The 11441-nt window shown below is 61.8% G+C and carries 9 protein-coding genes; 8 read left to right on the top strand and 1 reads right to left on the bottom strand.

Annotated elements, in window-relative coordinates; translation table 11 throughout:
* Nucleotides 1-72: 72 nt before the first annotated feature.
* From ACIPO9_RS05315 to ACIPO9_RS05340, 6 genes are all read left to right on the top strand, one after another.
* Nucleotides 73-1830: a carbamoyltransferase gene (locus ACIPO9_RS05315; RefSeq protein ID WP_274131727.1), complete on the top strand. Its 1758-nt coding sequence runs from the start codon at nucleotides 73-75 to the stop codon at nucleotides 1828-1830.
* On the top strand, nucleotides 1814-2944 hold the full coding sequence (locus ACIPO9_RS05320) for a glycosyltransferase (RefSeq protein WP_274131726.1): 1131 nt from the start codon (nucleotides 1814-1816) through the stop codon (nucleotides 2942-2944). The genes ACIPO9_RS05315 and ACIPO9_RS05320 overlap by 17 nt, the downstream gene beginning before the upstream one ends.
* On the top strand, nucleotides 2944-3840 hold the full coding sequence (locus ACIPO9_RS05325; protein WP_400779199.1) for an antimicrobial resistance protein Mig-14: 897 nt from the start codon (nucleotides 2944-2946) through the stop codon (nucleotides 3838-3840). The genes ACIPO9_RS05320 and ACIPO9_RS05325 overlap by 1 nt, the downstream gene beginning before the upstream one ends.
* On the top strand, nucleotides 3837-5246 hold the full coding sequence (locus ACIPO9_RS05330; protein ID WP_400779201.1) for a PIG-L deacetylase family protein: 1410 nt from the start codon (nucleotides 3837-3839) through the stop codon (nucleotides 5244-5246). Before ACIPO9_RS05325 ends, ACIPO9_RS05330 begins: the two co-directional genes overlap by 4 nt.
* A gap of 64 nt (nucleotides 5247-5310) precedes the next feature.
* A complete protein-coding gene (locus tag ACIPO9_RS05335) occupies nucleotides 5311-6267 on the top strand; it encodes a glycosyltransferase (RefSeq protein WP_274131723.1) in 957 nt (318 codons plus the stop codon).
* Nucleotides 6268-6405: 138 nt separating this feature from the next.
* A complete protein-coding gene (locus ACIPO9_RS05340) occupies nucleotides 6406-7509 on the top strand; it encodes a glycosyltransferase (RefSeq protein WP_400779203.1) in 1104 nt (367 codons plus the stop codon).
* Between the two features lie 8 nt (nucleotides 7510-7517).
* On the opposite strand, the gene ACIPO9_RS05345 is transcribed toward ACIPO9_RS05340, so the two are convergent.
* Nucleotides 7518-8123 (bottom strand): lipopolysaccharide kinase InaA family protein, encoded by a 606-nt coding sequence (locus tag ACIPO9_RS05345; protein ID WP_400779245.1) that lies wholly within the window; start codon nucleotides 8121-8123, stop codon nucleotides 7518-7520.
* A gap of 111 nt (nucleotides 8124-8234) precedes the next feature.
* On the opposite strand from ACIPO9_RS05345, the gene ACIPO9_RS05350 reads away from it, so the two are divergent.
* Nucleotides 8235-9416 (top strand): O-antigen ligase family protein, encoded by a 1182-nt coding sequence (locus ACIPO9_RS05350; protein WP_400779205.1) that lies wholly within the window; start codon nucleotides 8235-8237, stop codon nucleotides 9414-9416.
* Between the two features lie 8 nt (nucleotides 9417-9424).
* Nucleotides 9425-11233, top strand: a complete 1809-nt coding sequence (gene msbA / locus ACIPO9_RS05355; protein ID WP_274131720.1) for a lipid A export permease/ATP-binding protein MsbA — start codon at nucleotides 9425-9427, stop codon at nucleotides 11231-11233.
* Nucleotides 11234-11441: the final 208 nt, after the last annotated feature.

Genomic DNA, 11441 nt, shown 5'->3' on the forward strand with positions numbered 1-11441 from the left:
CGCCGTTGTGCCGGGCACACTTATTGATCAGGCGCACGACGCCTGCCAGCAGACTTAAGAGGCTAGACCCTAGTGGCATTGACGATCCTTGGCCTGTCCGGCGCCCTTAGCCATGATCCTTCCGCGGCCCTGTACATCGACGGCAAACTGGTTGCCGCCGCCGAAGAAGAGCGCTTCGTGCGCGACAAGCACGCAAAGAACCGCATGCCGTACGAGTCGGCGAAGTTCTGCCTGGAGCAGGCCGGCATCAAGCCGTCCGATGTTGACGTAGTGGCCATTCCGTTCGCCCCGATCAGCCTGTTCGGCGAGGCACGCTGGCACTATGCCAAGCGTTACTGGTACGCCCCGGACCGTGCGCTGGACGCGATCCTGATGGGCAACCGCCGCTACAAGCGCTACCGTAACAAGATCGTCTGGTGCCTGGAGCAACTGGGCTTCGATCCGAAGAAGATCAAGATCGAGCCGGTCGAGCACCACCTGGCCCACGCTTCCAGCGCCTACCACTGCTCCGGTTTCAAAGAGAAGACCGCGATCCTGGGCATCGACGGCAAGGGTGAGTACGCCACCACGTTCTTCGGCTATGGCGAGAACGGCAAGATCCACAAGATCAAGGAATTCTACGATCCGGATTCGTTGGGTGGCCTGTACGGCGCGATCACCGAGTTCCTGGGTTTCGAAATGCTCGACGGCGAGTTCAAGGTCATGGGCATGGCGCCGTATGGCGACGCCAGCAAGTATGACTTCTCGCGTCTGGCCAGCTTCGAAAACGGCGAACTGGTCATCAACACCGAGTACGCCAACGTCATCGGCCTGCGCCGCTACAAAGAGAAGGGCAAGGGTTTCTACTTCTCGCCGAAGCTGATCGAGTGGCTGGGTCCCAAGCGCGAAGGCGACATCGCCGACGAGCCGTACATCCACTACGCGGCCAGCATGCAGGCGCTGTTCGAGAAGCTGGCCTTGCAGATGATGGATCACTACCTGGGTGACATCCTCAAGGAAACCGGCAAGATCGCCTTCGCTGGCGGCTGCGCGCTGAACGTCAAGCTGAACCAGAAGATCATCGCCCGTCCTGAGGTCAAGGAGCTGTTCGTGCAGCCGGCCTCCGGTGACGCCGGCACCGCAGTCGGTGCCGCGGCCTATGTTTCCCACGCTCGCGGCGTGCCGGTCGAGAAGATGGAACACGTCTACCTCGGCCCTTCGTACAGCAACGAAGACGTGATCGCGGCCTGCGCCCGTCACCCGAGCGCGCCGAAGTGGCGCAAGCTGGACAACATGCCCGAGCAGATCGCCAGGATCATGGTCGATGGCAACCCCGTGGCCTGGTTCCAGGGCCGCATGGAGTTCGGTCCGCGCGCACTGGGTGGTCGTTCGATCATCGGCTGCCCGAGCGTGGCTGGCGTGGCTGACCGCATCAACCATCAGATCAAGTTCCGCGAGCGCTGGAGGCCTTTCTGCCCGTCGATGCTCGACACCGTCGCACCGCAGATGATCAAGATCGATCACCCGGCGCCGTTCATGACCTTCACCTTCGAAGTGGCTGAAGAGTGGAAGACCCGCGTGCCGGAAGTCGTCCACGAAGACGGCACTTCCCGTGCCCAGGTGCTCAAGCGCGAATACAACCCGCGCTACTACGACATGATGAAAGCGCTGGAAAACCTGACCGGCAACGGCGTGTCGCTGAACACCTCGCTCAACCGTCGTGGCGAACCGATGATCTGCTCGCCGACCGACGCGCTGAACATGTTCTTCGGCTCGGACCTGCAATACCTGATCATGGAAGACATCCTGGTGGTCAAAGACGGCGCGGACACCTATGACACGCTCGGCTGAGCGTCATGTGCTGCAGTTCTGCCACGGCTATGACGGGCCGTTTCTCGACTGCGCCCGTCAATACGCCAGCCTGTTCGCGGGCAAGGGGTACCGTGTCACCACGGTATTCCTGACCGGCGCGGCTGACGCCGGTGTGGCGGACGGTTGCGCCTCGGACGAGGTGCTGTTCCTGGAGTACAGCTCCAAGGCCATTCGCGGCCTGAAGCTGGGCGCCATCCGCGATCTGCGCAAGATCGTCGCTTCGCGCAACTTCACCTTCTGCATCGCCCACCGCTTCAAGCCGATCTACATCGCGCTGCTCGGTACCCGCTTGCCCGTCATCGGCGTTCACCACGCCTTTGGCGACTACCAGCGTCGCAGCCGCAAACTGTTTGCCCATCTGTTCCGCCAGCGCTTGAGCCTGCTGGGCGTGTCCGACGCCGTGCGCGACGACATGCGCCAGTGCCTGCCCAAGTGGCCGACCGGGCGCATCCAGACGCTGTACAACCGCATCGACGTCGATCAACTGGCCAAGACCCAGTTGCCCCGCGAGCAGGCCCGGGAAGTGCTGGGGCTGCCGCAGGATGCCTGGATCGTCGGAAACGTCGGGCGTCTGCATCCGGACAAGGACCAGGCCACGCTGCTCGGCGGTTTTGCCCGGGCCCAGTCCAAACTGCCGGCCGACAGCCTGGTGGTGATCATGGGCAAGGGGCGTCTGGAGCAGGACCTCAAGGAGCAGGCCATGGAGCTGGCGATCGGTCGCCAGGTCATGCTGCTGGGCCAGGTGCCGGAGGCCAGCCGTTACTTCAAGGCGTTCGATGCCTTTGCCCTGAGCTCGGACCACGAACCGTTCGGCATGGTCCTGCTTGAAGCCATGGTCGCCGGCGTGCCGCTGATCGCCACCTCGGCGGGCGGCGCGAAAGAAGTGGTCGAGGGGGTCGGCATCCTGTTCCCGCTCGGCGATGCCGAGCATCTGGCCCAGGGCCTGGTGCACCTGTCGCGGCTCGATGCCGGACAGCGTCAGTCCTGCGCCGACATGATGCTGGAGCGTCTGCGCGAGCGGTTCTCCGATGAGGCCGTGCGCAAGGTGTTCTGGCGTCTGCCGCAAGTCACCGACCTGACTGCGGAGTCCTGATGTTCAATCGTTTTCAAGCCATTCGTGAACGCGGCTGGACGCAAATCGACGCGCCTGCTTATGCACAGGCCTGGCAACGTTTCGGCGGCAGCGTCGCGACTCACCCGCTGGTGGTCGAGCGTCTGGCGGCATTGGCCGATATCCCCGTGCGTTACCTGGGTTTTGAACAGGGTGGCGAGCTCAAAGCCGCGATCCCGACCTGGGGCCGCTCGCTGGCGCTGTCCAAGGACGTGCTCAAGAGCCACGGCAAGAAAGGCCTGTTCGACCTGGGCAATGCCGAGCTGATCCTGCCGGCGGCCGTCGATGCCCAGGCACCGCTGCGCCATCGCAGCCGCTATCTGTCGGAGTTGAATCAGGGGCGCTTCGCCGAGCTCAAGCCGCAGGCCGAGTCGTTGGCGATGGCCCGCACCCCGGAAGACCTGTCGAAGAAATTCCGCTACAACCAGCGCCGCGAACTGCGCCTTCTGGAAGAGGCGGGCGGAGTGGTGCGGCCAATCACCGATTTCTCAAGCGCCGACATCGCGCGCATGTACTGCGACCTGTTCCAGCGCCGCTGGGGCTTCGCGGCCACGGGTGCCGAGCGCATGGCCGAGGTGGTCGAACTGCTGCGCGAATTGCTGATCGGTTCGGTGATCTTCCTCAACGATGCGCCGATTGCCATTCAACTGATCTACCGCGTCGAAGCGCCGGAATGGGTCAGCATCGAATACATCAACGGTGGCGTTGACCCCGAAACCCGCGACTTCAGCCCCGGCAGCGTGTTGAGCTTTCTCAACACCCAAAGCGCCTGGGAAGATGCCCGGGCCCGTGGCAAGACGCTGCGTTTCTCCTTTGGTCGCGCCGATCGTGAGTACAAGGATCGTTGGTGCAACCCCGTGCCGGTGTTTCAGGTGTGAGCCGCAAACAGGAGCTGCTCAAGCGCCACCGCCGCAACAAGCGGGTGGCGTTGCTGCTGGCATTGGTCATTCTGGTGCTGGTCGGTGTTCTGGTCGCCTGGTGGTTGCCGCTGGTGCTGGCGATCCTGGGCTGGGTTGCCCACGAAGCCTGGTTCTCCGATCACCTGTTCTACTCGCCGGCTGACGATTACCAGTACCGGTTCGCCGAGAGCAACCTGGTGCCCGGCGTTCGGTTTGAAGGTGACCGGCTGTGCCTGGACCAGCCCCTGGCGCAGGATCCATCGCAGACCCTGGTTCTGGCCGTGCGCGTGAAAGCCACGCTGCTGGGGCGTTTCTTCGACCCTGCCATCGAGCTGACAGGCGACGGCGTGAGCGATAGCCAGGCTTTCGAGCGGGGCGTGAATGGCCTGCGTTATCTCAATCTCACAGGTCTGGCTGCGCAGGTGAGCGCCGGGGAGTTGCGCCTTCGGGGCCGCCGCTGTGTGATTCAAGGCACGCCGCAATTGTGGTCGTTCCAGCACGCTGACGCTCGCCGCCAGCGGGTGATGGTGATCGCACCCCATGCCGATGACGCTGAGCTGGCTGCGTTCGGCCTGTACAGCCAGGCTGACGAAAGCTGGATCGTCACGCTGACCGCCGGCGAAATCGAAGCCGAGCACTATCAGCAGATGGGCATGAACCGCGCGGATGCTGCGCGGATCAAGGGCCGCCTGCGTGCCTGGGACAGCATCACCGTGCCGCGCTGGGCGGGCGTTCCGGAGTCGCGCTGTGTGCAGCTGGGCTACTTCTGCCTGCAATTGCCGGCCATGCAGGTTGCGCCGGATCAGCCGATCGCCTCTCGTGAAGCCGAGCTGAGCGATACCCGGCTGTTTCGCCAATTCAACAGCATGACCCTGCCGGGTGACGCCGACGGTGCGCCTACGTGGAACAACCTGATCGCCGACCTGCGCGCCCTGTTGCTGCTGGCAAGGCCGGACGTGGTGGTGATGCCCCACGCCACCATCGACCCGCACCCGGACCACATCTGCTCGCAGGCAGCGGTGTTCGAGGCGTTGCAGGGCCTCGAATGGCAGCCGCAGACGGTCCTGGGTTACGCCAATCACCTGCACGACAATGACCGCTGGCCCATGGGCAATGCCTACAGCGGTGTCGCGCTGCCTCCGGTGTTCGATGCATCGGTGACGCTGGTGCCCTACAGTATCGAACTCGATGTTCAACAGCAGCGAGACAAGGCCATGGCCTTGGGTATGATGCATGACCTGCAACCATCGCCGCCGCTCAAGCGTCGCGTGCGAAGGTGGCTGCAGAAAGTCCTTGCGGGCCGACGCTGGCCTGCGGAAGGTGAAAACGAATTTTTCAGAAAAGCCGTGCGTCGCCACGAATTGTTCTGGCGCAGAGAGCTCTGATCGCCCTCGACTCCCTGGAGTCGAGCGGCCGGGCTGACAAAGATCCGGTGTTAAAAGGAAGCCCATGAAGGTTCTATTTCTGGTCCAGAAAGAGCAGCGCGCGATTCTGGATCGTCTCTATGAAGGGGTCGCCGCCAACTGCGAATGCGACCTGCGCTGGCTGAGCTCCGACGAGCAACGCCACCTGCGGCGCTATTTCCGCCAACACGTGGACGTGACGAAATACGACCGCATCGTGTTCTTCCTGCGCTTCAAGCAGGAGATCCGTCAGGCCAGCTTCATTCGCACCGTGCCCAATCTGGTGATCCTGGAGCACGACGCCTACCAGAATTACATCCCCTGCAAATACACCGGCAAGTTCAGCGCGCACTATCGCAAGCTGCCGTGGGTGCGGGTCTTGAGCTCGGGCTTCGTGGTCAGCGAGCGCTTGCGCCAGGAAGGTTTCGACGCGGTCTTCGTGCCCAAGGGCTACGACCAGACGCTGCTCAGCGACCAGGGCCGCGAGCGCGACATCGAGCTTGCGTTCGTTGGCAGCACCAACAGCGTTGCCTACAGTGGGCGCAAGGCGTTGCTCGATGAACTGGGCCAGGTCGAGAATCTGGTGGTCACGCGCACCAAATCCGGTGAGGAATATTGCGACACCCTGAACCGCATTCGCTTCTTCGTCAGTGCCGACGTCGGCATGGGCGAATACATGATCAAGAATTTCGAGGCGATGGCATGCGGATGCGTGCTCTTTGCCTATGATCAAGGCGATGCGGAAAATCGCGCGTTGGGCCTGCAGGACATGCAGAACGTGGTGTTCTACAGCGATATTCCACAGCTGCGGCAAAAGCTTGCGATACTTCGTAACGATACTGCACGCGCTGCACGTATTGCAGTCAATGGTCGCGATCTGGCAGTGTCGCAGTTCAGCTTCGCAGCTATCGGTGCACGGATCGTGCGCGAGCTCGAACCAGCGTTGCGTGAGCGGGCTCCATTGAGCTGGGTCGAGCGGGTGCGGGCGGTTTTAGGATTTTGACTGATTTCAAGGGATGACAGGCTGCTGATAGTCTGTGACGCAAGATTAAGCTGCTCTCCTGGGGGGCGCATTGGCTTTACCATTTATTGATTCAGTCTGCATGGATGTAGCGACCTACTCATCGGGACGTGGCGAAAAATGAGCCTCGTAAACGTGATGTGGTCGAGCGGCGCGCCGTTTTCTTCAGTCCATAAGGTTCACCAACAGATCGTCGCGCAGCTCGACCCCTCGACCGAAATCAAGACCTGGTTTCTCAAGGGGAGGCACAGCGAGTCCGCGCGCTCGACCGGTGAGGTCCGCGAGTGGGGTTTCACCTCGCGGCAACTGAAGGGGCGCCACATCTGGCGGCTCTACATGCCGATCCTGCACGCGCGCCTGCGCAAGGCCCTGTCCGACAGCCGCGCCGAAGTGGTGCTGCTCGACGGCCTTGGCGCGTCCCGGGTGTTGTTGCCCGTGCTCAAGAACATGCCCGGGCTTCGGGTGGTGGTGGTTTTTCATGGCGCCACGCGCTTCAGCGACGAGCAGAAAGCGCTCTACCAGCAATTTCCTGCGCAGCAACTGACGATGGCGGCTGTTTCGATGACGCTTGCCCAGTCCTTGAGGCAGTCTCTGGGCCTGCCCGTCGAGGTGCTGCGCAGTGCGCTGGATCCCGCGCTGTTTTCCCATGAGCTGCATGAGAGACAACAGGCTCGCCGCCTGATGGATCTGCCGGATGTCGACTCGCGGATTGTCGGGGCTATTGGCCGCCTCGTTCCGGACAAGGGTTTCGACTATCTGCTGGAGGCCTTCTCCCGTTCGTCTGGACGCCATCCGGACCTGAAGCTGGTGATCGTTGGGGAGGGGCCCGAGCGCAAGGCGCTCGAACACAAGATCAGGCAGCTGAACCTGCAGGGGAAAGTCTTCCTGCCCGGGCACAAACCCGGCCTCGCGCAGTTGTACCGCGGCTTCGACTGGGTGGTCATCCCCTCGCGGGAAGAGGGGCTGGGGCTGGTACTGCAGGAGGCGGTGATCGCCGGAGTACCAGTGCTGGCCAGTGATCTTGAAGTGTTTCGCGAGCAGTTGGGGGCGGCCGGCCATTACATCCCGGTTGACGACGTTTCGGCCTGGGCTGCGGCCATCGATCGATTTGCCGATCAGTCGGGCGATGCAATTTCCACATCACAGTATCGTGCGCTGGCCCCGGAGCAGGTGTGGCAGCAGTTCTGCACGAACTCCAGAGCGTTGTTGTCTCCTCTGCGCTGACCGTGCGGTCAGCCGTTCAGCAAGGCGCTCTGCAAATCCTGTAACGGAAAATGGTCGTCGAGCTTTTCCCGCGCGATGTACCGGGCGAAGTGCTGAAGGTTGCGTTTCTTCAGGTTCTCGGAAAGCGGCGCCTTGAAAAAACGCATGTCGGCCACGTCGATCAGGCCCAGCTTGTTATCGGGTGTGACGACAATATTGCCCAGATGCAGCGAGCGGAAATATATTCCTGAGCGGTGCAGGTCGCGGATCAGTCCGGTCAGCGCGGGGAGCGCCTGTGCCCAGCTGAACCCCGGCTTTTGCGCCAGGTGGCGCAGGGTTTCGCCCGGCAGCGGGCTGTAGAGCACGGCGGTCATCCCTGCCTGATCCAGGGTGTGATAGCTGACCACTTTCAGCGTCGGTACGCCCAGTTTTTCCAGCTGGCTGGCGTTATCGATGAAGCGCTTGGAGTAGGGGCGCAGCAGGGCGGACGAAAACCAGCGCTTGCGTCTGAAGAGTTTAAGGATATTGCCGTCCTGCAACCTGTACACTTTCGCGCCATAGCTGTCGGCTTCCAGTACTTGGGCGCCGATTATCAGTTGATTTAAGGCGGCTTCAGAGAGCCGAGAGCATTGCATCAGTAGACAGCCTTGTGGAAATTGCGAGCGGATTGACGGGCCATGATGCCCAAAAGTGAGCGTTTTAACCATTGCCGGGTCTGGCTGGTCGAAAAATTTTAAGGAGAAAAGATGCATTCAAATCGCTGGCTCCAGGCCTTGTTGTCGTTCGGTTTTCTCTGGTTTGTACTGGCTATTGCATTTGCTCCTGCCAACAAGATCTACCAGCAAGGGCTGGTGGCACTGGTATGGTTGCCGACCCTGGTGCTGGCCTGGCCTGCCCGCACACTGATCGGGGAATACTGGCGCGGGCAGCGTGTCATGTGCGTGCTATTACTGCTCTTGATGGCGTGGGCGACGATCAGTCTGTCCTGGAGCCAGGCCGATGATCTGAGCCGCGAGTTCAAGCGTACGTTGTACATCGCCGTCTTTATCCTGTTTTTTCCGATTCTGGCCGCGAGTTGCCCAGAGCGGATAATTCGCTTGCTGCAGTGGAGCGGTGCTGGCATGGCGCTGGCAGCGTTGGTGTCGCTGATCCAGTTCTTCGTGATTCGTCACAACCCCTGGTTTGCCCGGGCCGAAGGACTCGGCGAGCTGAGTCATCCGATTCTCGGCGCCTATGTCATTGGCGTCGTGGCGGTCTGGACGCTGCTCTTGCCGCCACGCGGGCGACTGATGCAGGTGGCGTGGGCGGCGGGGTTGCTGTTTTCGGCGGCGTTCGTGGTGATGTCCCAGAGCCGTGGAGCGGTTCTGGCGCTGGTGCTGACGATGGTGCTGCTGCCGGTCTGGTGGCGCGACCGGCGCGCTCTGATGATTTCAGCCGGTTTCATCATCGCGGCGCTGGCAGGTTTCTGGCTGATGGAAGCGTTGATGATGGCGCGCGGTTCTTCCTTCCGTCCCGAGATTTTCGCTGCGGCCATCAAGATGATCAGCCTGCATCCATGGGGCGGCCTGGGGCTCGGAAGTCCGTACAACGTTTTCGTGGCTGAGGGCCTGAAGTTCGACCACTCCCACAACCTGTTCACCCACACCGCCATCGAGCTGGGGCTGCCAGGGATGCTGTTGTGGGCGGGCATCTGGCTGACGGTGCTGTGGGAGTCGTGGCGAGCGCGGGATACCGATCTGGGCCGCTGCCTGGTCGGTGTCTGGGTGTTCTCGACCCTGGCCATGCAGTTCGACGCCGCCAGCCTGACCGGGTCGCCCCGGGCCGAATGGTTCATCAGCTGGTTGCCGATCGGCCTGGCCTGCGTTCTGGTATGGGCAAGGGCGCCGCGCCATGCTGTGGTAAAATCCCGCGTTCAATTCAACCAGTGAGCTTTACGATGAGTGACAAAGGGTCCGATAAAGGACAGAGCTCCAGTCTGAAGATCTATCTTCGACTGCTGAACTATGTGAAGCCCTACGTGGGCATTTTCCTGCTCAGCATCGTTGGCTTCGTTATCTTTGCCTCCACCCAGCCCATGCTGGCAGGCATTCTCAAGTACTTCGTCGATGGCCTGACCAACCCTGAAGCTGCGCTGTTCCCCAACACTCCTTACCTCAAGGACCTGCAGCTGCTGCAGGCCGTGCCGCTGCTGATCGTGCTGATCGCCGCATGGCAGGGGCTGGGCTCTTACCTGGGCAACTACTTCCTGGCCAAGGTTTCCCTGGGGCTGGTCCACGACCTGCGCGTGCAACTGTTCAACAAGCTGCTGGTGCTGCCCAACCGCTATTTCGACACCCACAACTCCGGGCACCTGATCTCGCGGATCACCTTCAACGTGACCATGGTCACCGGCGCTGCGACCGACGCGATCAAAGTGGTGATCCGTGAAGGCCTGACCATCGTCTTCCTGTTCCTTTACCTAGTGTGGATGAACTGGAAGCTGACCATCGTGATGCTGGCGATCCTGCCGCTGATCGCGGTCATGGTCGGCAGTTCGAGCAAGAAATTCCGCAAGCAGAGCAAGAAGATCCAGGTGGCGATGGGCGATGTGACCCACGTTGCCTCGGAAACCATCCAGGGCTATCGGGTGGTGCGCAGCTTCGGTGGCGAAAAGTACGAAGAAGAGCGTTTCGCCAACGCCAGCACCAGCAACACCGACAAACAACTGCGCATGACCAAGACCGGCGCGATCTACACGCCGATGCTGCAACTGGTCATCTATACCGCCATGGCGGTGCTGATGTTCCTGGTGCTGTGGCTGCGCGGGGATGCAACCGCAGGTGACCTGGTGGCCTACATCACCGCCGCCGGCCTGCTGCCCAAGCCGATTCGCCAGCTGTCGGAAGTCAGCTCGACCATCCAGAAGGGTGTCGCCGGTGCCGAGAGCATCTTCGAACAACTGGATGTGGAGCCTGAAGTCGATACCGGCACCGTGGAGCTGGATCGGGTCAAGGGCCATCTGGAAGTGCGCAACCTGAGCTTCACCTACCCGGAAACCGAGCGCGAGGTGCTGCACGACATCAGCTTCTCGGCGGCGCCCGGGCAGATGATCGCGCTGGTGGGCCGTTCAGGCAGTGGCAAGTCCACCCTGGCCAACCTGATTCCAAGGTTTTATCACCACAATGCCGGACAGATCCTGCTCGATGGCGTGGAGATCGAGGATTATCGCCTGCGTAACCTGCGCCGCCACGTGGCCCAGGTGAACCAGAACGTGACCCTGTTCAATGACAGCGTTGCCAACAACATCGCCTACGGTGACCTGGCCGGTGCGCCGCGCAGCGACATCGAAGCGGCGGCAGCCGATGCCTACGCCAAGGAGTTCGTCGAGCAACTGCCAGAAGGCTTCGATACCCAGGTCGGCGAGAACGGCGTACTGCTCTCCGGCGGTCAGCGCCAGCGCCTGGCGATTGCCCGCGCGCTGCTCAAGAACGCGCCATTGTTGATCCTCGACGAGGCGACTTCGGCGCTGGACACCGAGTCGGAGCGGCACATTCAGGCGGCGCTGGATCACGTCATGAAAGGCCGCACCACGTTGGTCATCGCTCACCGTCTGTCGACCATCGAGCGCGCCGACCTGATCCTTGTCATGGATCAGGGCCGTATCGTCGAGCGCGGCACCCATGCCCAGTTGCTGGCACAGAACGGCTACTACTCGCGCCTGCACGCCATGGGCCTGGATGAGCCCGCACCGGTCGGGGCGGTATAGCAGCAGATTTTCCGACGCATCACCTTTGACGCCTATCGCGAGCAAGCTCACTCCTACAGGATTTGCGCAAGACCTGTAGGAGTGAGCTTGCTGGCGATGGGGCCGGCACAGGCATCCTCACGTTCTGTTACGCCGACTTTTCCCCAAGGCCTCAAGCCTTTCCAAACCCTGTGCTAAGATTCCGGCCTTGTTCATTCTTAGTTACGGG

It is taken from the genome of Pseudomonas sp. NPDC090203, assembly GCF_044746765.1.
Taxonomy (GTDB): domain Bacteria; phylum Pseudomonadota; class Gammaproteobacteria; order Pseudomonadales; family Pseudomonadaceae; genus Aquipseudomonas; species Aquipseudomonas putida_AD.

Bases quoted from the DNA above. Each gene is read 5' to 3' on its own strand.
- ACIPO9_RS05320 (WP_274131726.1), top strand. From the start codon at position 1,814: ATGACACGCTCGGCTGAGCGTCATGTGCTGCAGTTCTGCCACGGCTAT.
- ACIPO9_RS05325 (WP_400779199.1), top strand. From the start codon at position 2,944: ATGTTCAATCGTTTTCAAGCCATTCGTGAACGCGGCTGGACGCAAATC.
- ACIPO9_RS05335 (WP_274131723.1), top strand. From the start codon at position 5,311: ATGAAGGTTCTATTTCTGGTCCAGAAAGAGCAGCGCGCGATTCTGGAT.
- ACIPO9_RS05340 (WP_400779203.1), top strand. From the start codon at position 6,406: ATGAGCCTCGTAAACGTGATGTGGTCGAGCGGCGCGCCGTTTTCTTCA.
- ACIPO9_RS05345 (WP_400779245.1), bottom strand. From the start codon at position 8,123: ATGCAATGCTCTCGGCTCTCTGAAGCCGCCTTAAATCAACTGATAATC.
- ACIPO9_RS05350 (WP_400779205.1), top strand. From the start codon at position 8,235: ATGCATTCAAATCGCTGGCTCCAGGCCTTGTTGTCGTTCGGTTTTCTC.
- msbA (WP_274131720.1), top strand. From the start codon at position 9,425: ATGAGTGACAAAGGGTCCGATAAAGGACAGAGCTCCAGTCTGAAGATC.